This is a genomic window from Aeromonas sp. Y318-1, assembly GCF_027706125.1.
GTDB lineage: Bacteria > Pseudomonadota > Gammaproteobacteria > Enterobacterales > Aeromonadaceae > Aeromonas > Aeromonas hydrophila.
The window spans coordinates 177,629-197,873 of sequence record NZ_JAPDCM010000010.1; the positions used below are offsets into that span (position 1 = coordinate 177,629).

18 protein-coding genes and 3 tRNA genes are annotated in these 20,245 nt (G+C 59.3%); 15 read left to right on the forward strand and 6 right to left on the reverse strand.

The window, feature by feature from the left end; genetic code table 11:
• Nucleotides 1–17 precede the first annotated feature (17 nt).
• Nucleotides 18–1,148, reverse strand: coding sequence for a NapC/NirT family cytochrome c (locus OKB87_RS16235; RefSeq protein WP_270827998.1), 1,131 nt, complete (start codon nt 1,146–1,148; stop codon nt 18–20).
• Nucleotides 1,149–1,511: 363 nt separating this feature from the next.
• Here OKB87_RS16235 and OKB87_RS16240 point away from each other — a divergent pair, with 363 nt between their 5' ends.
• Nucleotides 1,512–3,479, forward strand: coding sequence for a DNA topoisomerase III (locus OKB87_RS16240; protein ID WP_270827999.1), 1,968 nt, complete (start codon nt 1,512–1,514; stop codon nt 3,477–3,479).
• Nucleotides 3,480–3,520: 41 nt separating this feature from the next.
• Here the strand turns inward: OKB87_RS16240 and OKB87_RS16245 are convergent, their stop codons facing one another.
• Together OKB87_RS16245 and OKB87_RS16250 are read right to left on the reverse strand one after the other, a co-directional pair.
• Nucleotides 3,521–3,955, reverse strand: a complete 435-nt coding sequence (locus OKB87_RS16245; RefSeq protein WP_270828000.1) for a DUF417 family protein — start codon at nt 3,953–3,955, stop codon at nt 3,521–3,523.
• Between the two features lie 13 nt (nt 3,956–3,968).
• A complete protein-coding gene (locus tag OKB87_RS16250; protein ID WP_270828001.1) occupies nt 3,969–4,502 on the reverse strand; it encodes a carboxymuconolactone decarboxylase family protein in 534 nt (177 codons plus the stop codon).
• Between the two features lie 100 nt (nt 4,503–4,602).
• Between OKB87_RS16250 and OKB87_RS16255 the strand changes: the two genes are divergently transcribed.
• Nucleotides 4,603–5,430 (forward strand): helix-turn-helix transcriptional regulator, encoded by an 828-nt coding sequence (locus OKB87_RS16255; RefSeq protein WP_270828002.1) that lies wholly within the window; start codon nt 4,603–4,605, stop codon nt 5,428–5,430.
• 27 nt (nt 5,431–5,457) lie between these two features.
• Here OKB87_RS16255 and OKB87_RS16260 read toward each other — a convergent pair whose 3' ends face one another.
• Together OKB87_RS16260 and OKB87_RS16265 are read right to left on the reverse strand one after the other, a co-directional pair.
• Nucleotides 5,458–6,813 (reverse strand): TrkH family potassium uptake protein, encoded by a 1,356-nt coding sequence (locus OKB87_RS16260; RefSeq protein WP_135318816.1) that lies wholly within the window; start codon nt 6,811–6,813, stop codon nt 5,458–5,460.
• Complete coding sequence (locus OKB87_RS16265) at nt 6,810–7,463, reverse strand: potassium channel family protein (RefSeq protein WP_011707709.1); 654 nt, start codon at nt 7,461–7,463, stop codon at nt 6,810–6,812. The genes OKB87_RS16260 and OKB87_RS16265 overlap by 4 nt, the downstream gene beginning before the upstream one ends.
• Nucleotides 7,464–7,590: 127 nt before the next feature.
• On the opposite strand from OKB87_RS16265, the gene murB reads away from it, so the two are divergent.
• Both murB and birA read left to right on the forward strand, forming a co-directional pair.
• Nucleotides 7,591–8,628 (forward strand): UDP-N-acetylmuramate dehydrogenase, encoded by a 1,038-nt coding sequence (gene murB / locus OKB87_RS16270; RefSeq protein WP_270828003.1) that lies wholly within the window; start codon nt 7,591–7,593, stop codon nt 8,626–8,628.
• The gene (gene birA / locus OKB87_RS16275) at nt 8,625–9,590 is read left to right on the forward strand and encodes a bifunctional biotin--[acetyl-CoA-carboxylase] ligase/biotin operon repressor BirA (protein WP_011707707.1); all 966 of its coding nucleotides are present in this window, start codon (nt 8,625–8,627) and stop codon (nt 9,588–9,590) included. The genes murB and birA overlap by 4 nt, the downstream gene beginning before the upstream one ends.
• A 75-nt stretch (nt 9,591–9,665) precedes the next feature.
• Here birA and coaA read toward each other — a convergent pair whose 3' ends face one another.
• The gene (gene coaA / locus OKB87_RS16280) at nt 9,666–10,604 is read right to left on the reverse strand and encodes a type I pantothenate kinase (protein ID WP_011707706.1); all 939 of its coding nucleotides are present in this window, start codon (nt 10,602–10,604) and stop codon (nt 9,666–9,668) included.
• Nucleotides 10,605–10,866: 262 nt separating this feature from the next.
• Between coaA and OKB87_RS16285 the strand changes: the two genes are divergently transcribed.
• The 11 genes from OKB87_RS16285 to rpoB all read left to right on the forward strand — a co-directional run bounded on the left by OKB87_RS16285 (nt 10,867) and on the right by rpoB (nt 20,238).
• Nucleotides 10,867–10,951: transfer RNA gene (locus tag OKB87_RS16285), tRNA-Tyr, on the forward strand.
• Nucleotides 10,952–10,989: 38 nt separating this feature from the next.
• A tRNA-Gly gene (locus OKB87_RS16290) sits at nt 10,990–11,064 on the forward strand.
• 171 nt (nt 11,065–11,235) lie between these two features.
• Nucleotides 11,236–12,420: an elongation factor Tu gene (gene tuf, locus OKB87_RS16295; protein ID WP_011707694.1), complete on the forward strand. Its 1,185-nt coding sequence runs from the start codon at nt 11,236–11,238 to the stop codon at nt 12,418–12,420.
• Between the two features lie 53 nt (nt 12,421–12,473).
• Nucleotides 12,474–12,550, forward strand: a tRNA-Trp gene (locus OKB87_RS16300).
• A gap of 60 nt (nt 12,551–12,610) precedes the next feature.
• Nucleotides 12,611–12,982 (forward strand): preprotein translocase subunit SecE, encoded by a 372-nt coding sequence (secE, locus tag OKB87_RS16305; protein WP_011707705.1) that lies wholly within the window; start codon nt 12,611–12,613, stop codon nt 12,980–12,982.
• A gap of 9 nt (nt 12,983–12,991) precedes the next feature.
• Nucleotides 12,992–13,543, forward strand: a complete 552-nt coding sequence (gene nusG / locus OKB87_RS16310) for a transcription termination/antitermination protein NusG (protein WP_005306318.1) — start codon at nt 12,992–12,994, stop codon at nt 13,541–13,543.
• A gap of 133 nt (nt 13,544–13,676) precedes the next feature.
• Nucleotides 13,677–14,105, forward strand: a complete 429-nt coding sequence (gene rplK, locus OKB87_RS16315) for a 50S ribosomal protein L11 (protein WP_005318556.1) — start codon at nt 13,677–13,679, stop codon at nt 14,103–14,105.
• Nucleotides 14,106–14,109: 4 nt separating this feature from the next.
• Nucleotides 14,110–14,811: a 50S ribosomal protein L1 gene (gene rplA, locus OKB87_RS16320; protein WP_011707704.1), complete on the forward strand. Its 702-nt coding sequence runs from the start codon at nt 14,110–14,112 to the stop codon at nt 14,809–14,811.
• Nucleotides 14,812–15,067: 256 nt separating this feature from the next.
• On the forward strand, nt 15,068–15,568 hold the full coding sequence (gene rplJ, locus OKB87_RS16325; RefSeq protein ID WP_011707703.1) for a 50S ribosomal protein L10: 501 nt from the start codon (nt 15,068–15,070) through the stop codon (nt 15,566–15,568).
• A gap of 51 nt (nt 15,569–15,619) precedes the next feature.
• Entirely contained in the window at nt 15,620–15,985 is a 366-nt protein-coding gene (gene rplL / locus OKB87_RS16330; RefSeq protein ID WP_011707702.1) for a 50S ribosomal protein L7/L12, read from the forward strand.
• Between the two features lie 224 nt (nt 15,986–16,209).
• The gene (gene rpoB, locus OKB87_RS16335) at nt 16,210–20,238 is read left to right on the forward strand and encodes a DNA-directed RNA polymerase subunit beta (RefSeq protein WP_010635847.1); all 4,029 of its coding nucleotides are present in this window, start codon (nt 16,210–16,212) and stop codon (nt 20,236–20,238) included.
• Nucleotides 20,239–20,245 lie beyond the last annotated feature (7 nt).

Here is a 20,245-nt window from a genome sequence, read left to right on the forward strand (position 1 = left end):
TTTCCTCTGTGCCAGCCTTAGTGCGCCGCGTTCATGTCACTGGCATGTTTCTGGACGTATTGGGTCAACATGCGTGCCTGTTCCGGGGTCAGGGAGGTGCGTGATTCCATCCCCTTGATGACGCCGATCCACTGGTTGGCATTGAAGTGATCCAGTGCGGTGAGGCCGTGGCAGCCGGTACAGTTGTTGGACATCAGGGTGGAGGCGTACTGCCACAGCTTGCCCTGATCGCCGATGAGCTGGCTCTGATCCACCCAGGCGGTCAGGCTGACCTGATGCCAGGTGAGGTTGGTGGCGCTGTCGGTTTCGCTCTTGCCGGTGGTGAGCTGCGCCTTGGCCTTGTCGCCGAGCAGGGTGCTCAGGATGCGCTTGCCGGGAGCGGCGTAGAACACCTCGCTCACCCCGTCCTGCTGCCAACCGTCGATGCGCACCTGGGCGCGGCCGTTGTCGTTGGCCAGCACTTCCACCTGGGTGGAGGGCATCAGGGTGCCTTCGTCGGTCTTGGCGCCGGCATCCAGATAGAGCGGGGTGGTGGCGATGGCGTAACGGGTGGTGACGCTGGCCGGAGTCTGGGCGGCGGCTTGCGCCAGCTCGCTGGCACCGGCGGCGGCCAGGCCGCTCATGTCGGGCATGATGTGGGCGACGCCGCGGTGGCAGTCGATGCAGGTCTGGCCCTCCTTGATGGCGACCGGGTGTTCGGCACGGGCGTTGGGGCGCTGGGCCAGGATGTCCATGGCCGCGTAGCTGTGGCAGCTGCGGCAGGTGGCGGAGTCGTTGGCCTTCAGCTCGTCCCACACCGACTGCGCCATCCGCAGCTTGTGAGCCTCATATTTCTCAGGGGTGTCGAGGGTGCCCATCGCCTCGTGATAGATATCCTTTACGGCGCGGATCTTGGTCCACAGATAGGAGGTGGGATCACCCGGAATGTGGCAGTCGGCGCACTCGGCACGAATGCCCTTCACGTTCTGGAAGTGGACGCTGCCCTGATACTCGGCCAGCGGGGTCTGCATGGAGTGACAGGAGACGCAGAACTCGGTGGAGCTGGTCTTGTGCATGACGGTCACCGTGACCCCCAGCGCTGCAACGCCCAAGAGGGCTCCGAGCAACAGTAGCCAGAACCAGGTTTTTCTCAACAATTTTCCAAGCATGACGGCGTTTTCCTACGATCAAATATTACCAATATAGTAGTATCCATGGAGAGGTAGTTGATTGACCTCTATCATGATTTATATTTTGTATTGTTATTTTAAATGCATTTATTATTTTGTAATTTATCATTTAATTGAATTTAATTTAACTTCCTGCGATTTTGCCGTCTTTTTTGTCCTCGTTTGAAGCATGGCCAGCCTGGGCCTGCCATCCACGACCCGGCGGTGCTGTGCACCCGCCCGCCACCCCCTCTCATCGTTCCTGCCTCGGCAAGGGCCTGTCGCCTCGCGCCCGGGGAGGGCTTGGGCTTTGCCTGGGCCCCGTTATATACTGTTCACATATACAGTGTTCAGGTGTTTGCCATGCGACTCTTCATCGCCGAGAAGCCCAGTCTGGGACGTGCCATTGCCGACGTGCTGCCCAAGCCCCACAAGAAGGGGGACGGTTTTATCGAAACCGCGCAGGGGGATGTGGTGACCTGGTGCATCGGCCATCTGCTGGAGCAGGCCGAGCCCGATGCCTATGACGCCGCCTACAAGCAGTGGCGCATGGAATCGCTGCCCATCATCCCGAGCCAGTGGCAACTGGTGGCCAAGCCGAAGACCAAGACCCAGCTCACCGTCATCAAGCGGCTGATCAAACAAGCCGACTGCGTGGTCAACGCCGGTGACCCGGACCGGGAGGGGCAACTGCTGGTGGACGAGGTGATCGATTTCCTCGGCTACGGCAAAACCAGGCCGGTGCTGCGCTGTCTCATCAGCGATCTCAACCCGCCGGCGGTACGCCGAGCCCTCGACAAGCTCAGAGACAACAAGGAGTTCGTGCCGCTGGCGGTGTCGGCGCTGGCCCGCAGCCGGGCCGACTGGCTCTACGGCATCAACATGACCCGGGCCTATACCCTGCTTGGCCGCAAGGGGGGTTGCAGTGAGCTGCTGTCGGTCGGTCGGGTACAGACGCCGCTGCTGGGGTTGGTGGTACGGCGGGATCTCGAGATAGAAGCCTTCGTGCCCAAACCCTTCTTCGAGGTGCTGGCCCATCTACAGACCGAAGGCAACGAGCACTTCAGCGCCAAGTGGTTGCCCTCCGAGGCCTGTCTACCCTGGCAGGACGAGGAGGGGCGAGTGCTCAACCGGGCGCTGGCCGCCAAGGTGGTGGAGCGGATCCAGGGTCAACCCGCACTGGTGGAAGAGGTGGAGGAGCAGGCCCGCAAGCAGGCGGCGCCGCTGCCCTACAACCTCTCCAGCCTGCAGATCGATGCCGCCAAGCGGTTCGGCATGGACGCCAAGCGGGTGCTGGACGTCTGCCAGGGGCTCTACGAGCGCCACAAGCTCATTACTTACCCCAGATCCGACAGCCGTCACCTGCCGAGCGATCACTTCAACCGGGCCGGCCAGGTACGGGAGGCCATCGCCAGCACGGCGCCGGCGCTGGCCAAAGCGGTGAGCGAGGCGGACGGCAAGATCCGCAGCAAGGCGTGGAACGACAGCAAGGTGGATGCCCACCACGCCATCATCCCCACCGAGAAGCAGGGCAACCCGGCAACGCTGGGGGCTGACGAGGCGAAGCTTTACGGCCTGATTGCCCGTCAGTACCTGCTGCAGTTCTACCCGCCGTTCGAGTACAACGACAGCAAGGTGCTGCTGCGCATCGCCGGCGGCCTGTTCCAGGCCAAGGCGCGGCGGATCCTCAAGGCGGGCTGGAAGGCGTTGCTCGGGGTGGAGGAAGATGACGAGGAGGAGGCGGGGACCCTGCCGGCCCTGCGCAAGGGCGAGCAGCTGCTGTGCGAGCGGGGGGAGCTGCAGGAGAAGATGACCCAGCCGCCCAAGTCGTTCACCGATGCCACTCTGCTGGCCGCCATGACCGGCATCGCCCGCTACGTGCAGGATCCCGAGATCCGCAAGACCCTGCGCGAGACCGACGGCCTCGGCACCGAGGCGACCCGGGCGGGCATCATCGATCTGCTGTTCAAGCGGCGTTTTCTGGTGCGCCAGGGCAAGAGCATCAAGGCGACTCCGACCGGGCGAGCTCTCATTCAGGCGTTGCCTGCCACGGCGACCACCCCTGACATGACGGCGCTGTGGGAGCAGCACCTCGGCCGGATTGCCGAGCGGCAGACGAGCTATCAGCAATTCATGGGGCCGCTGACCGAGCAGTTGAAGGGCCTGATCGACGGCGCCAGACAGGATTCGGGGGCCAGCTTCAGCGCCCTGCCCAAGGCGGCGCCCGGGGCCGACAAGCGCCGCTTCACCAAGCGCAAGCGCAGCACTGCGGCTGGTGGTACGAGCGGGACAGCCAAGCGGGGGAGCAAGCGGCCGGTCAAGGCTGCCTGATAAAAAAAGCGCCCCTGTCGGGGCGCAAAAAGGCATTGTCGTCAGGCGTCGGCCAGTCTGGCGCGACTCAAATTCAGGTAGTGCCAGGCAACGCCGAGCAGTACCAGATCCTTGAAGATGAAGAACTCGGTGACCGGCACTCCGTCGACCAGCTTCCAGACGCCCGGCAGGGTCAGCAGAAAGCTGAGGGTCAGGAGGAAGGTCAGGATGGCCCCCAGGCTGCTCCAGTAGCCCAGACGTGGTCGCCACAGGCCGGCAATCAGACCGCCGGCGATCAGGATCTCGACCAGTCCGATCAGATTGGAGACGGCTTGCTCCGAGAGCACGGCATAGAGCCAGCTCATTAGCGGATGGCTTGCCACCAGCGGCCGGATGGCCGCCGCCTCGGTCGGTGTGAACTTGAACACGCCGATCCAGAGCAGGGTCAGCACCACCCCGACGAGGGCGATCAGAAAACCTCGGTCATGGCGTTCCATTCATGCTCCTTTGTCAGGGGGTGAGAGTGACCGGCGGGAAGTCGATGTCGGTTGCCGCCAGATGATTGCCGTAGTTGGTCAGGGTATTGATGACCACCTGCCCCAGCACCTCCATCATCAACTCATCATCCACGCCCGCCGCCCGGGCGGCGGCCAGTTGCGCATCACTGATGACACCGCGCTGGGTGACCAGGGCGACCGCCAGCTGCAACAGGGCGTGATCGAGCGGATCCGCCGCCTGGGCGAGACGGGCAGCCCGGATGGCGTCGTCATCGAAACCGGCCCGGCCAGCCAGCAGGGTGTGGGCCGACAGGCAGTATTGGCAGGCGTTGGCCTGACCGATGGCCAGTGCCAGCAGCTCCCGCTGGCGGGCGCTGAGCCGCCCCTTGCCCAGCGCGTCGGCAAAGCCGAGCAGACCGTTGAGCAGGGCCGGTGAATGGGCCAGGGTTGCGTATAGGTTGGGGACCATGCCCATGCTGCTTTTCAGGGCGGCGAAGGTGGGGGCGGCAGCCGGTTTGGGCTGCACGACGGCGTGAATGCGACTCATGATGTGCTCCTGTTTGGGATGGGTACGGGAGACACTATGCCGATTTTAATGGTACGGTTTATCACCCAGAGTCCATCATTGACTACCAGGCGTCTCAAATATGGATCCACTCTCGATATTGCTGGCCCATGCCGCTCCCCAGGCCAGTCTCTTTTTCGCCGGCAACCTGTGTCAGCACTCTCACAGCAGCGACTATCCCGCTGGCGGCCATCTGCACCTGTTGCGCCGTGGCGAACTGCTGCTGCGCGAAGAGGGGGGTGAACCCCTGTTGCTGACCGAGCCGACCCTGATCCTCTACGCCAGGGGGCAGGCACACAGGCTCGAACCCTGCCAGCTGGCAGGCTGCGATCTGGTGTGCGCCAGCGTGTCGTTCGGGCCGGCAGGAGACTCACCACTGCAGCTGGCGTTGCCGGATACCTTGGTGCTGCCGCTGCAGACGATCCCGGCCATTGCGCCGGTACTGACCCTGCTGTTCGAGGAGGCCTTCGCCGAGCGTTACGGTCAGCCACCGATCATCTCCCGTCTGCTGGAGGTGCTGCTGATCCTGCTGCTGCGTCATCTGGTGGAACAGGGGCTCTGCCGGCAGGGGATGCTGGCTGCGCTTTCTGACCCGCGTCTGGCGCGGGCCGTCACGGCCATGCATCAGCGGGGAGACGAGCACTGGACGGTCGAGACGCTGGCACGGGAGGCGGGCATGTCGCGCGCCCGCTTCGCCGCCTATTTCCAGGCGCTGACCGGGCAGACGCCACTGGGCTATCTGACGCGCTGGCGCATGATGCTGGCCAGTCAGCAGCTGCTGGTAGGGGAGTCCATCACTCAGGTGGCGCTGGGGGCGGGGTACAGCGGTGGAACCGCCTTTGGGCGGGCGTTTGAACGGGAGTTCGGCATGAGCCCGGGACGCTGGCTCAAGACGCGGCAGCGCAAATGACCGGGGCCGCGACGGGCCCCGGTGTCATCAGCCGGTGTAGACGGCTTCTTCCGGATACTTGATGCGGGTCTCGCTCGGGCGGGCCAGCATGAAGGCCAGGGTCAGCGGGCCGAGACGGCCGCAGATCATCACCAGCACCAGGATCAGCTTGCCGGGTTCGCTCAGACCGGCGGTGATGCCGGTGGAGAGCCCCACGGTGGCAAACGCCGAGATGGTCTCGAACATGATCTTGTCGAAGGATTGCTGCTCGGTGAGCATCAGCAGGAACATGGCCAGCATCAGCACCATGGTGCTGACGATGATGATGGCGAGCGATCGGGTCACTATCTGGGGTGACAGGGTGCGGCCGAAGGCGGTGACGTGGGGGCGTTTGGTCAGAAACGCCTTGGTCGCCAGCAGCACCACCGCGAAGGTGGTCACCTTGATACCGCCACCGGTGGAGGTGGCGCCGGCCCCGACAAACATCAGCATCATCATGAACAACAGGGAGGCGGGCACCATCTGGCCGATGTCGATGGAGTTGAAGCCGGCGGTACGGGCGCTGGTGGACTGGAAGAAGGCCGCCAGCCACTGACCGCCGAAGGAGGCCTTGCCGAGGGTACCCGGGTTGTTGTGCTCCAGCAGCCAGAACATCAGGGTACCCAGCAGCAGCAGGGCCGGGGTCATGATCAGCATCAGCTTGCTGTGCAGCTTGAGCTTGCGCCAGCGGCGGTTGCGCACCAGGTCGACGATGACGGTGAAGCCGATCCCCCCCAGAATGATCAGCGCGGCTATGGTCAGGCTGATGATGGGGTCGTCTCTGTAGTCCATAAGATTGTTGGCAAACAGCGAGAAGCCGGCGTTGTTGAAGGCCGAGACCGCGTGGAAGAAGCTGACGTAGAGGCCGCGCTCCCAGCCGAGCTCGGGTACCCAGCGGATGGCCATCAGGCCGGTGCCGATGAGCTGGGCGATGAAGGCGAACAGCACGATCCGCTTCACCAGCTGGATGATGTTGACCGACCCCTCCTGGCCCAGCGCCTCCTTGGCCAGCACCTGCTGGCGCAGACCGACCCGCTTGCTGAACATGGCGATCAGCAGCAGGGTCATGGTCATCTGGCCGAGGCCGCCAATCTCCATCAGCATCAACAGAAAGATCTGCCCCTGCAGGGTGAAGGCGGTGCCGGTATCCACCACTCCGAGCCCGGTCACGCTGATGGCCGAGGTGGCGGTGAACAGGGCGTTGATGAAGCTCACTTCGCCGTTGTGGCTGGAGGGCTGCACCAGAAACAGGGTGCCGACCAGCAGGATGATCAGGAAGCTGCCGAGGATCAGCTTGGCTTCGCTCCAGCGCGACTCGTCGTCCCGGTGCAGGGCGAAGGCGTAGTTGCTACGCCAGCGGGTCATAGGGTTTCCAGCCAGTGGTCGATGGCGTGCTTGTTGCCTGCCAGGATCAGGATGTCACCCAGTTGCAGCTCCATCTTGCCGGTCAGCACGTTGTGCAGCACCTGGCCGCGCTTGATGGCCAGCAGTTGCAGTTCGGTCTGCTGCAGCAGATGCAGGTCGGCGAGGGTGCGGCCATTTTGCGGCAAACCGATGACGAATTCGGTCAGCACCATGTCGTGGCCCAGCTCCAGATAGTCGAACAACCGGTTGTCCAGCATGCTCTGGGCGACCCGGCGGCCCATGTCCCACTCCGGGTTGATCACCTTGTCGGCCCCCACCTTCTGCAGGATCTTGGCGTGGAACTTGTCGCGCGCCTTGACCCACACCTTCTTCACGCCGGCTTCCTTGAGGACGAGGGTGGTGAGGATGCTGGTCTCGAGGTTGTCACCGATGGCGACGAAGACAATGTCGAAGTCGGCCAGCCCCAGCTCGGCTACCGTGGCCTCGTCGGTGGCATCGGCGACGATGACGTGGTTGCAGAGGGTGGCTATCTGACGGGTCTTGCTCTCGTCGATGTCTATCGCCAGCACCTCGGCATCCTGCCGTTGCAGCTCTTCACACAGGGCGCTGCCAAACAGTCCCAGGCCGATGACGGCAAATTGGTTGTTCATGAGTACTTCCTCAAGCGTCGGAGCCGGATACTCTACTCCTGCGGCATGAGTCCGAAAAGGGGGGCGGATTTTTCGTCCGGCGGCAATATAAGGTAGACTGCCCGCTTGCCATTGTCGGGACACGCAGATGAAACTCACCCCTTACGCCTCCTTGTTGACGCTCAACACCCTCGCCCTCGATGCCCATTGCCGCTGGCTGGCCGAAGTGGAACGGATCGACGATCTGCCGCAACTGGTAGCCAACCCCGAGCTGGCCGACTTGCCGCGGCTGGTGCTGGGTTGTGGCAGCAACGTGCTGTTTTGCGATGACTTCGCCGGTGTCGTAGTGCTCAACCGTCTGAAGGGGATAACGCTGCACGACGAGGGGGATCATTGGCTGCTGCACGTGGCGGCCGGCGAGAACTGGCATGAGCTGGTGTGCCATAGCCTGCAGCAGGGCTGGTTCGGGCTCGAGAACCTGGCGCTGATCCCGGGCACGGTCGGGGCCGCTCCGGTGCAGAATATCGGCGCCTACGGGGTCGAGCTGGCCAGCGTCTGTGCCTATGTGGAGGCGTTCAACTGGCAGAGCGGCCAGCTGGAGCGTATCGAGGCGGCCGCCTGCGGATTCGGCTATCGCGACAGCATCTTCAAGCACGCCTGTCAGGACAGCCACTTCATCACCGCCGTCGGGCTGCGCCTCGCCAAGGCCTGGCAGCCGGTGGCGGGTTATGGTCCGCTGGCCGCGCTCGGTGAGCAGCCCTCGGCGCAGGCCATCTTCGACACCGTCTGCGCCACCCGCATGGCCAAGCTGCCGGATCCGGCCGTGCTCGGCAACGCGGGCAGCTTCTTCAAGAACCCCGTGGTGACGGCGGCGCAGGCCGACCAGCTCAAGCAGCAATTCCCGCACCTTCCCTGCTACCCGGCCGCTGACGGGCAGGCCAAGCTGGCCGCGGGTTGGCTCATCGATCAGTGCGGCCTCAAGGGGTTTGCCATCGGCCGCGCCGCCGTGCATCAGGAGCAGGCCCTGGTGCTGGTCAACCTGGGCGGAGCCAGCGCCATGGAGCTTATCGCCCTGGCGGCTCACGTACGCGACAGCGTGGAGCAGAAGTTCGGCGTGCTGCTGGAACACGAGGTGCGCTTCATGGGGCGCAGCGGTGAAACCTGGCTCGACGAGGTGCTCTCATGACCCTGACCCCCATCAGACAGACCCTGATCACCCTGCTCAGCGACGGCCAGTTTCACTCCGGCGAACAACTGGGTGAGCAGCTCGGTATCAGCCGGGCGGCGGTCAGCAAGCACATGGCCGCGCTCAAGGAGCTGGGGCTGGACCTGTTCAGCTTGACCGGCAAGGGTTATCGGCTGGCGGTGCCGATGGCGCTCTATGACGAGGTGCAGCTGCAGGCGTTGGCGCCCATGGCGCCGGTACACTGCTTTCCGGTCATCGACTCCACCAACCAGTACCTGCTGGAGCGGGTCAATCAGCTGAGCTCCGGCGAGAGCTGCCTGGCCGAGTGCCAGACCGCCGGTCGTGGTCGTCGCGGCAAGCCCTGGGTCTCCCCCTTTGGTTGCCAGCTGATCCTCAGCATGTACTGGCGGCTCGAGCAGGGCATGGCGGCCGCCATGGGGCTGAGTCTGGCGGTCGGCGTGGCCGTGGTGCAGGCGCTGGAATCCCTCGGTTATCCGGGGGTGGAGCTGAAATGGCCGAACGATCTCTACTATCAGGGCCGCAAACTGGCGGGCATTCTGGTGGAGATGAGCGGCAGTGCCGGTGCCAGCTGCCACCTGGTGATCGGGGTTGGCCTCAATCTGGCGATGCCGAGCCGGGAGGGGGAGCGGATCGATCAGGCCTGGTCCGAACTGCGCCACATCCAGCCGGAACTGGTGGACCGCAATCTGCTGGCCGGCCGGGTGCTCGACCACCTGCAGCAGGCCATGCTCACCTTCGAGCAGAGTGGTCTCGCCAGCTTCGTGGCGGACTGGAACCGGCTCGACCACTTCGCCGGCCGGCCGGTGCGGTTGCTGATGGGCGAGCAGGAGATCCGCGGCGTGGCGCGCGGCATCGATGATCGCGGCGCCCTGCGGCTGGAGACCGCAGAGGGGATCAAGTTCTACCTGGGCGGCGAGATCTCCCTGCGCCGGGGTGACTGAAGACGGTGGCGAGCGTCATGAATAGAAGAGGGGGCCTGCGGGCCCCCTCTTCATTGTGATTCGTGTTGGTAGCTGCTACTTGCGCAGCTTGATCTGCTCGATGGCGTGCTCGTTGCCCTTGGTCAGGATCAGGTTGGCCCGCTCCCGGGTCGGCAGTATGTTCTCTTTCAAATTCAGATAGTTGATATCTTGCCAGATGTTGTTGGCAATCTTGGTTGCTTCGCTCTCCGCCAGTTTGGCGTAGTGGTGGAAGTAGGAGTCCGGATCCGAGAAAGCGCCGCTGCGGAACTTGAGGAAGCGCTCGATATACCAGGTGCGCAGCAGCTCGGCCTCGGCATCCACATAGATGGAGAAGTCGACGAAATCGGAGACGAAGACTCTATGGGGCTCCTGCGGATAATCCATGCCGCTCTGCAGTACATTGAGCCCTTCGAGGATCAGGATGTCCGGCTGCTCCACCACCTTCTTCTCATCAGGGATGATGTCGTAGATAAGGTGGGAGTAGACGGGCGCTTCGACTTTTTCGTGGCCGGCGCGGATGTTGGCGACAAATTCCACCAGATGACGGATGTCATAGGATTCCGGGAAACCCTTGCGGCGCATCAGGCCGCGCTCTTCCAGCACCTTGTTGGGATAGAGAAAGCCGTCGGTGGTGACCAGCTCCACCCGCGGGTGTTCCGGCCAGCGCTCCAGCAGTGCCTGCATGATGCGCGCCGTGGTGCTCTTGCCGCCCGCCACGCTGCCGGCGATGCTGATGATGTAGGTACCCTTGCCGCGGGACTGACCGAGAAACTGTTCCAGTACCCTACTGCGGCGTTGCTTGGCCTTGACGTAGAGGTTGAGCAGGCGGGAGAGGGGCAGATAGATCTCTTCTACCTCCTGCAATGACACCTTTTCATTGATCCCGCGCAGGGTCTGCAGATCGTGCTCGGTCAGGGTCAAAGGGACCGAGTCGCGCAATAACGCCCATTGTTCGCGGGTGAATTGCAGATAGGGGTTATGCTCTGTCGTCATGGTGTCATCACTGTTTCTTGGGCAGGGCGACCATACACCAAGGGGTGGGGAGCGACAAGAGAAGCGACGGTTTCGAGCGGAGAGTGAGTCCTTTTTTGCCTGGTTCCTGGCAATAATGCACATTTTGCAAGGCGCAATGGTTGCATCCCCAAAATGCTTACCATAAAATGCGCGACGCTTAGATGTCTGTCGTCTATTTGCTCGGCAAAAGCGATAAAACAACGGGTGCAAGCAGAATTACCGTTGTGGCATTTATGCAACTGGAGGGGTTCCCGAGCGGCCAAAGGGATCAGACTGTAAATCTGACGGCTCTGCCTTCGAAGGTTCGAATCCTTCTCCCTCCACCATATTTCTCTGCGGTTTGAGTTCTTTGGGTTAGAGAAATGCGGGCATCGTATAATGGCTATTACCTCAGCCTTCCAAGCTGATGATGCGGGTTCGATTCCCGCTGCCCGCTCCAAGATGCTGATACGGCTCAGGCGATAGCAGAGCCACACCTTAGGGTGAGTTCGGCAATCGAACCTGCCTGTCAGCACCAGCCTCTCTTCCCCACCAGATTCAAATCCATCATATAAACTGTTCTGTGGTTAGCTTGCCACCGCGTACTCAGCGTTAGTTTAGAGGGACGATCATGTCTAAAGAAAAATTTGAGCGTAATAAACCGCACGTTAACGTGGGTACCATCGGCCACGTTGACCACGGTAAAACCACCCTGACTGCCGCTATCACCAACGTGCTGGCCAAGCACTTCGGTGGTAAGGCTTTCGCCTTCGACCAGATCGACAAGGCACCGGAAGAGCGTGAGCGTGGTATCACCATCAACACCTCCCACGTAGAATACGACACCGCTACCCGCCACTACGCGCACGTAGACTGCCCGGGTCACGCCGACTACGTTAAAAACATGATCACCGGTGCTGCCCAGATGGACGGCGCGATTCTGGTAGTAGCAGCGACTGACGGCCCGATGCCGCAGACTCGTGAGCACATCCTGCTGGGTCGTCAGGTAGGCGTTCCGTACATCATCGTGTTCATGAACAAGTGTGACATGGTAGATGACGAAGAGCTGCTGGAACTGGTCGAGATGGAAGTTCGCGAACTGCTGTCCGAGTACGACTTCCCGGGTGATGACCTGCCGGTAGTCCGTGGTTCCGCACTGAAAGCGCTGGAAGGCGAAGCTCAGTGGGAAGAGAAGATTCTGGAACTGGCTGGCCACCTGGACACCTACATTCCGGAGCCGGAGCGTGCCATCGACCTGCCGTTCCTGATGCCTATCGAAGACGTATTCTCCATCGCTGGCCGTGGTACCGTAGTAACCGGTCGTGTAGAGCGCGGTATCGTCAAAGTTGGTGAAGAAGTGGAAATCGTTGGTATCAAAGATACCACCAAGACCACTTGTACCGGCGTTGAAATGTTCCGCAAACTGCTGGACGAAGGTCGTGCAGGCGAGAACATCGGCGCGCTGCTGCGTGGCGTGAAGCGTGAAGACGTAGAGCGTGGTCAGGTACTGGCCAAGCCGGGCACCATCAAGCCGCACACCAAGTTTGAATCTGAAGTGTACGTGCTGTCCAAAGAAGAAGGTGGTCGTCATACCCCGTTCTTCAAAGGCTACCGTCCGCAGTTCTACTTCCGTACTACCGACGTGACCGGTACCATCGAACTGCCGGAAGGTGTAGAGATGGTAATGCCGGGCGACAACATCAAGATGGTTGTTACCCTGATTGCGCCGATCGCGATGGACGACGGCCTGCGTTTCGCCATCCGTGAAGGTGGCCGTACCGTAGGTGCTGGTGTTGTAGCTAAAGTTATCGCTTAATCTTTGGCTTACATAAATAAAGCAAAGCCCCTATAATAGGGGCTTTCTTATGCAGGGGCGTAGTTCGAATTGGTAGAACAGCGGTCTCCAAAACCGATGGTTGCGGGTTCGAGTCCTGCCGCCCCTGCCATATACCTCGTCTCGTACGGGGCTTTTGTGTCTTTGGTTACGTCAGATACAGGTGGGTTGTATGAGTGTTAGTTCTGAGAGCCAGGGCGGAAGCAAGGATACCCTGCTTTGGGGCCTGGTTTTCATTATCCTGGCGGCCGCTGTAGTGGGTAATTACCTGCTCAACGATGTCGTCGCTGCCGTCCGCGCCCTGGGTGTGGTCGTTGTCATTGCTGCTGCCGGTGCAGTAGCCCTGCAAACCACCAAGGGAAAGGCGACACTGGCATTTGCCCGTGAGTCTCGCCTGGAAGTCCGCAAGGTCGTATGGCCGACCCGTCAGGAAGCCATTCAGACAACCCTGATTGTGCTGGCGGTGACTGCCGTGATGGGGCTGTTGCTGTTCATTCTGGACGGTGCCTTGGTCTGGTTGGTCAACCTGATTACCGGTGTGTAAGGATAAGCCATGACTGAACAACGTGAACAACGTATGAGATGGTATGTGGTGCAGGCGTTTTCCGGCTATGAAGGCCGTGTTGCCAAATCCCTGCGTGAACATATCAAGATGCATGGCATGGAAGACATGTTCGGTGAAGTGCTGGTCCCGACCGAAGAAGTGGTCGAGATGCGCGCTGGCCAGAAGCGCAAGAGTGAGCGCAAGTTTTTCCCGGGCTACGTCCTGGTTCAGATGATCATGGATGAGACTACATGGCACTTGGTACGCAACGTACCGCGCGTCATGGGCTTCATTGGTGGCACCTCTGATCGTCCTGCTCCTATCTCTGATAAAGAAGCGGATGCCATCCTCAATCGTCTGCAAGATGCCCACGACAAGCCGCGTCCGAAAACCCTGTTTGAACCGGGTGAAATGGTGCGGGTTGCTGATGGTCCGTTCGCCGACTTCAACGGTACCGTTGAAGAGGTGGATTACGAAAAGAGCCGCGTGAAGGTCTCCGTTTTGATCTTCGGTCGTTCTACACCGGTAGAGCTGGATTTTGGTCAGGTCGAAAAGGGCTGATTAAACTCTGTTCGTTAACGGTTGTCAGGGGCAGCGAATGTCATTATAATTCGCTGCCCCTTTATTAGTTGGGGAGCCGTTTGCAGGAGCATGTCTCCGAGGCGTTAGAACCCATTTCTGAGGTATTTTTGTAATGGCTAAGAAAGTCACAGCTTATATCAAGCTGCAAGTTAAGGCTGGCAGTGCTAACCCCAGCCCTCCCGTTGGTCCTGCTCTGGGTCAGCACGGTGTGAACATCATGGAATTCTGTAAGGCGTTCAACGCCCGTACAGAAAAGCTGGAAAAAGGCTCACCGACTCCGGTCGTGATCACCGTTTACAGCGACCGTTCCTTCACCTTCGAAACCAAGACTCCGCCCGCTGCCTTCCTGCTGAAGAAAGCTGCTGGTATCCAGTCTGGTTCTGCCAAGCCGAACAAAGACAAGGTTGGTAAGGTGACTGTGGCTCAGCTGCAAGAAATCGCCAAGACCAAAGAGCCGGATATGACCGGTGCCGATCTGGATGCAAAAGTACGTTGCATCGCCGGCTCCGCTCGTTCCATGGGCCTGGTAGTGGAGGATTAAGACAATGGCAAAACTTTCCAAGCGTATGCGCGTTATTCGCGAAAAAGTTGACGGAACCAAAGAGTACTCCATCAACGAAGCCATTGCCCTGCTGAAAGAACTGGCTACTGCCAAGTTCGTTGAAAGCGTTGACGTTGCCGTTAACCTGGGTATCGATGCTCGTAAATCCGACCAAAACGTGCGTGGTGCAACTGTACTGCCGCACGGTACCGGTCGTGAAGTACGCGTAGCCGTATTCACCCAAGGTGCCAACGCCGAAGCTGCCAAAGCTGCCGGTGCTGAACTGGTTGGTATGGACGATCTGGCCGATCTGGTCAAGAAAGGCGAGATGAACTTCGACGTAGTTATCGCATCCCCGGATGCCATGCGCGTTGTTGGTCAGCTGGGTCAAATCCTGGGCCCGCGCGGTCTGATGCCGAACCCGAAAGTTGGTACTGTAACTCCTAACGTTGCCGAAGCCGTCAAGAACGCCAAGGCTGGTCAGGTTCGTTACCGTAATGACAAGAACGGTATCATTCACACCACCCTGGGCAAGGTCTCTTTCAATGAAGTTCAGCTGAAAGAAAACTTGGAAGCTCTGCTGGTTGCCCTGAAAAAGGCCAAGCCGTCTTCCGCCAAGGGTGTATTCATCAAAAAAGTCAGCATCTCCACCACCATGGGTGCCGGTGTTGCCGTAGACCAAGCTTCTCTGGAAGCTCAGGCCTAATTGATGGATTTTACAAGGCGCAAAATTTAATCTATAATTTTGCGCCTTGATTGGTTGGGGGCTTCGACCTCCGTCCAAGACCGCAGGAGGCTGTAAGGCCTTAATCCTTCCTGCGTAGACGGTGCCGGAAACCCAGCGAGAAAGATTCTTTCTCTTCTGGAATCCTGCTACCGCATCGTTCCCCTCTGTTGTAAAGGTAGGGGGGATGTGTCAGTACTGGGTCATTTGACCCGGATTCAATCCAGGAGTTAAGCCAATGGCATTGGGACTCGAAGACAAAAAGGCAATTGTTGCTGAAGTCAACGAAGCTGCCAAAGGCGCTCTTTCTGCAGTGATTGCCGATTCCCGCGGCGTGACTGTAGACAAGATGACCGTCCTGCGTAAAACCGCTCGTGAAGCCGGTGTGTACATGCGCGTTGTGCGTAACACCCTGCTGCGTCGCGCGGTAGAAGGTACCGAATACGAGTGCCTGAACAACGCATTTACCGGTCCTACCTTGATTGCTTTCTCTAACGAACACCCGGGCGCTGCCGCTCGTCTGTTCAAAGAGTTTGCCAAAGCGAACCAAAAGTTCGAAATCAAGGCTGGCGCTTTTAACGGTGAGTTTATCGCCGCAGCACAAATTGATCGTCTGGCCACGCTGCCGACTTACGAAGAAGCAATTGCGAAGTTGATGGCTACCATGAAGGAAGCCTCTGCTGGCAAGCTGGTTCGTACTATCGCTGCTGTTCGCGACCAGAAACAAGCTGCTGCTTGATTCTCGCCTATCTAGGCTGTTTGAGTTTATTCAACATCAGGAATTTTTGTCATGTCTATCACTAAAGACCAAATCATCGAAGCCGTTGCTTCCATGTCCGTAATGGAAGTTGTTGAGCTGATCGAAGCTATGGAAGAGAAGTTCGGTGTTTCTGCCGCTGCTGCCGTAATGGCCGGCCCGGCTGCTGCTGAAGCAGTAGAAGAGAAGACCGAGTTCGACGTAGTTCTGACTGCTGCCGGTGCCAACAAAGTTGCCGTCATCAAAGCCGTTCGTGGCGCCACCGGTCTGGGCCTGAAAGAAGCCAAAGACCTGGTAGAAGCTGCTCCGGCTAACCTGAAAGAAGCCGTCTCCAAAGACGAAGCTGAAGCTCTGAAGAAAGAGCTGGAAGCTGCCGGTGCTTCTGTTGAGATCAAATAATCTGCATTTATGTAGATTAGCCTGATAAAACAGGCTAGGGCTGGTGAATTTTTGTTCACCAGCCTTTTTGCGCTGTAGACTGAGAGCATTTCACACCGTTTACGACTCTCGGTGCACCAGCAATCCGGACTGTTTTCATTCGTCCGGGCCAACACAAAACGGTGTTGAGACAGAGCTGTCCCGTGGGACAGAGTGGGTCACTTATCAGCGAGCTGAGGAACCCTATGGTTTACTCTTATACCGAAAAAAAACGCATTCGTAAGGACTTCGGTAAGCGAGACCAGGTACTGGACACGCCTTATCTGTTGTCCATTCAGCTGGACTCCTTCAAGCAGTTCATCGAGGCTGACCCGGAAGGTGAATATGGCCTAGAGGCCGCTTTCCGTAGCGTTTTCCCGATCACCAGTTACTCCGGTAGTGCTGAGCTTCAGTATGTCAGCTATCGCCTGGGTGAGCCGGTATTTGACGTAAAAGAATGCCAGATCCGTGGAGTGACCTACTCCGCGCCGCTGCGTGTCAAGCTTCGTATGGTTCTGTACGACCGTGAAGCAGCTGCCGGCACCGTCAAAGACATCAAGGAACAAGAAGTATACATGGGCGAAATTCCGCTCATGACCGAGAACGGCACCTTTGTTATCAATGGTACCGAGCGGGTAATCGTCTCCCAGCTGCATCGTAGCCCGGGCGTCTTCTTCGACCACGATAAAGGCAAAACACATTCATCCGGTAAGGTGCTGTATAACGCGCGCGTTATTCCCTACCGTGGCTCCTGGCTGGACTTCGAGTTCGATGCGAAAGACAACCTGTTTGTCCGTATCGACCGTCGTCGTAAGCTGCCGGCATCCATTATTCTGCGTGCCCTGGATTTCAGTTCCGAACAGATTCTGGCCACCTTCTTCGAGACCATCGGTTTCGAAGTCAAAGATGGCAAGTTGATGATGGATCTGGTACCGGAGCGCCTGCGTGGTGAAACTGCGACCTTTGACATCGTGGCCAATGGCGCCGTGGTGGTTGAGACCGGTCGTCGAGTGACTGCGCGTCACATCCGTCAGTTGGAAAAAGATTCCGTTACCCAGATTGAGGTACCGGTTGAGTATGTTGTTGGCAAAGTTGCTGCCAAGGACTACGCACATCCGCAAACTGGCGAGATGGTAGTGACTGCCAACCAGGCGCTGAGCCTGGAAGCGGTAGCCAACCTCTCCCAAGCCGGCTTCAAGCACTTCGAGGTTCTGTTCACCAATGAACTGGATCACGGTGCCTACATGTCCGAGACCCTGCGTATCGACTCCAGTTCCAGCCGCCTGGAAGCGCTGGTCGAAATCTATCGCATGATGCGTCCGGGTGAGCCGCCGACTCGCGAAGCCGCAGAACAGCTGTTCGAGAACCTGTTCTTCTCTTCCGAGCGTTACGACCTTTCTACCGTAGGCCGGATGAAGTTCAACCGCCGTCTGGCTCGTGAAGACGAGACCGGCGTGGGTACTCTGACCAAAGACGACATCGTCGATGTGATGAAGCGCCTGATCGACATCCGTAACGGCAATGACGAGGTGGACGATATCGACCACCTAGGCAACCGTCGTATCCGTTCTGTCGGTGAAATGGCTGAAAACCAGTTCCGCGTCGGTCTGGTGCGTGTCGAGCGTGCGGTCAAGGAGCGTCTCTCCCTGGGCGACCTGGACACCCTGATGCCGCAGGATCTGATCAACGCCAAGCCGATCTCCGCCGCAGTCAAAGAGTTCTTTGGTTCCAGCCAGCTGTCCCAGTTCATGGACCAGAACAACCCGCTGTCCGAAGTGACCCACAAGCGTCGTATTTCCGCGCTGGGCCCGGGCGGTTTGACTCGTGAGCGTGCCGGCTTTGAAGTTCGAGACGTACACCCGACCCACTACGGTCGTCTGTGCCCCATCGAAACTCCTGAAGGTCCGAACATCGGTCTGATCAACTCTCTGTCCGTGTACTCTCGTACCAACGAGTACGGTTTCCTCGAGACCCCGTACCGCAAGGTCATTGACGGTGTGATCACCGACGAAGTGGACTATCTGTCTGCTATTGAAGAAGGCAAGTACGTGATCGCACAGGCTAACGCCGCGACCACCGAAGATGGCCGTCTGAAAGATGAATTGATCCCGTGCCGTCACAAAGGTGAATCCACCTTTATGAACGCCGACCAGATCCAGTATATGGACGTGAGCCCGCAGCAGATCGTATCTGTGGCAGCGGCCCTGATCCCGTTCCTGGAACACGATGACGCGAACCGCGCATTGATGGGTTCAAACATGCAACGTCAGGCTGTACCGACCCTGCGCGCCGACAAGCCGCTGGTTGGTACCGGTATGGAACGCGCTGTGGCCGTTGACTCCGGTGTTACCGTAGTGGCCAAGCGTGGCGGCATGATCGACTACGTCGATGCCTCCCGTATCGTTATCAAGGTCAACGAAGATGAGCTGCTGCCTGGCGAAGCCGGCATCGACATCTACAGCCTGACCAAATACACCCGTTCCAACCAGAACACCTGTATCAACCAGCGTCCGTGCGTGATGTTGGGCGAGCCGGTGATGGCGGGCGACGTGCTGGCTGACGGCCCGTCCACCGACCTGGGTGAACTGGCGCTGGGTCAGAACCTGCGCGTCGCGTTCATGCCGTGGAACGGTTACAACTTCGAAGACTCGATCCTGGTGAACGAGCGTGTTGTTCAGGAAGATCGCCTGACCACCATTCACATCCAGGAACTGGCCTGTATCTCCCGTGACACCAAGCTGGGTCCGGAAGAGATCACTGCTGACATCCCGAACGTGGGTGAAGCCGCTCTGTCCAAGCTGGACGAGTCCGGTATCGTCTACGTGGGTGCCGAAGTGAAGGGCGGCGACATTCTGGTCGGTAAGGTAACGCCGAAAGGTGAAACCCAGCTGACTCCGGAAGAGAAGCTGCTGCGCGCCATCTTCGGTGAGAAGGCGTCCGACGTGAAGGACTCCTCCCTGCGTGTGCCGAACGGTGTGTACGGTACCGTGGTTGACGTGCAGGTCTTTACCCGCGATGGCGTGGAAAAAGACAAGCGCGCCAAAGAAATCGAAGAGATGCAGCTGAAGGAAGCGAAGAAGGACTTGACCGAAGAGTTCAAGATCCTGGAAGACGGCATTTTCGGCCGCTCCCGCAACCTGCTGCTGGCCGCCGGTTACAGCGAAGACCGTCTGAACAAGCTCGATCGCTCCAAGTGGTTTGAACTGGCCATCGAAGATGAAGCCAAGCAAATCGAGCTGGAACAGATCGCTGAACAGCACGTTGAGCTGAAGGCCGAGTTCGACAAGAAATTCGAGAACAAGCGTCGCAAGATCATCCAGGGCGATGACCTGGCGCCGGGCGTACTGAAGATCGTCAAGGTCTATCTGGCCGTCAAGCGTCGCATCCAGCCGGGTGACAAGATGGCGGGTCGTCACGGTAACAAGGGTGTTATCTCCAAGATCTGTCCGGTCGAGGATATGCCCCATGACGAGTACGGTCGTCCGGTCGACATCGTTCTGAACCCGTTGGGCGTACCGTCCCGTATGAACATCGGTCAGATCCTCGAAGTGCACTTGGGCCTCGCGGCCAAGGGTATCGGCGAGAAGATCGACCGCATGGTCAAGGAACAGCGCGAACTGCACGAGATGCGTGACTTCCTGCAACAGGTCTATGACCTGGGCGAGAAAGACACCCAGCAAGTGAACGTGGCCGAGCTGTCCGACGACGACGTACGTACCCTGGTTGGTAACCTGCGCAAGGGTCTGCCGGTCGCTACGCCGGTCTTTGATGGCGCCAAAGAGCGTGAAATCAAGGCCCTGCTGAAGCTGGCCGACCTGCCGGAATCTGGTCAGATCGCCCTGTTCGACGGTCGTACCGGTAACGCCTTCGAGCGTAAGGTCACCGTGGGTTACATGTACATGCTGAAGCTGAACCACCTGGTAGACGACAAGATGCACGCGCGTTCTACCGGTTCTTACAGCCTGGTTACCCAGCAGCCGCTGGGTGGTAAGGCACAGTTCGGTGGTCAGCGTTTCGGTGAGATGGAAGTGTGGGCCCTGGAGGCTTACGGTGCGGCATATACCCTGCAGGAGATGCTGACCGTCAAGTCTGACGATGTGAACGGCCGTACCAAGATGTACAAGAACATCGTGGATGGCGACCACCGTATGGAGCCGGGCATGCCCGAATCCTTCAACGTATTGCTGAAGGAAATCCGCTCTCTGGGTATCAACATCGAGCTGGACGAAGAGTAAGAGCTCG

What these genes read in the sequence shown, in the direction of transcription:
- OKB87_RS16265 (WP_011707709.1), bottom strand. Translation starts at nt 7,463, where the DNA reads ATGAACAACCAATTTGCCGTCATCGGCCTGGGACTGTTTGGCAGCGCC.
- tuf (WP_011707694.1), top strand. Translation starts at nt 11,236, where the DNA reads ATGTCTAAAGAAAAATTTGAGCGTAATAAACCGCACGTTAACGTGGGT.
- rpoB (WP_010635847.1), top strand. Translation starts at nt 16,210, where the DNA reads ATGGTTTACTCTTATACCGAAAAAAAACGCATTCGTAAGGACTTCGGT.
- OKB87_RS16245 (WP_270828000.1), bottom strand. Translation starts at nt 3,955, where the DNA reads ATGGAACGCCATGACCGAGGTTTTCTGATCGCCCTCGTCGGGGTGGTG.
- nusG (WP_005306318.1), top strand. Translation starts at nt 12,992, where the DNA reads ATGACTGAACAACGTGAACAACGTATGAGATGGTATGTGGTGCAGGCG.
- OKB87_RS16260 (WP_135318816.1), bottom strand. Translation starts at nt 6,813, where the DNA reads ATGACCCGCTGGCGTAGCAACTACGCCTTCGCCCTGCACCGGGACGAC.
- rplL (WP_011707702.1), top strand. Translation starts at nt 15,620, where the DNA reads ATGTCTATCACTAAAGACCAAATCATCGAAGCCGTTGCTTCCATGTCC.
- murB (WP_270828003.1), top strand. Translation starts at nt 7,591, where the DNA reads ATGAAACTCACCCCTTACGCCTCCTTGTTGACGCTCAACACCCTCGCC.
- secE (WP_011707705.1), top strand. Translation starts at nt 12,611, where the DNA reads ATGAGTGTTAGTTCTGAGAGCCAGGGCGGAAGCAAGGATACCCTGCTT.
- OKB87_RS16235 (WP_270827998.1), bottom strand. Translation starts at nt 1,148, where the DNA reads ATGCTTGGAAAATTGTTGAGAAAAACCTGGTTCTGGCTACTGTTGCTC.
- rplJ (WP_011707703.1), top strand. Translation starts at nt 15,068, where the DNA reads ATGGCATTGGGACTCGAAGACAAAAAGGCAATTGTTGCTGAAGTCAAC.
- coaA (WP_011707706.1), bottom strand. Translation starts at nt 10,604, where the DNA reads ATGACGACAGAGCATAACCCCTATCTGCAATTCACCCGCGAACAATGG.
- OKB87_RS16255 (WP_270828002.1), top strand. Translation starts at nt 4,603, where the DNA reads ATGGATCCACTCTCGATATTGCTGGCCCATGCCGCTCCCCAGGCCAGT.
- rplK (WP_005318556.1), top strand. Translation starts at nt 13,677, where the DNA reads ATGGCTAAGAAAGTCACAGCTTATATCAAGCTGCAAGTTAAGGCTGGC.
- OKB87_RS16250 (WP_270828001.1), bottom strand. Translation starts at nt 4,502, where the DNA reads ATGAGTCGCATTCACGCCGTCGTGCAGCCCAAACCGGCTGCCGCCCCC.
- rplA (WP_011707704.1), top strand. Translation starts at nt 14,110, where the DNA reads ATGGCAAAACTTTCCAAGCGTATGCGCGTTATTCGCGAAAAAGTTGAC.
- OKB87_RS16240 (WP_270827999.1), top strand. Translation starts at nt 1,512, where the DNA reads ATGCGACTCTTCATCGCCGAGAAGCCCAGTCTGGGACGTGCCATTGCC.
- birA (WP_011707707.1), top strand. Translation starts at nt 8,625, where the DNA reads ATGACCCTGACCCCCATCAGACAGACCCTGATCACCCTGCTCAGCGAC.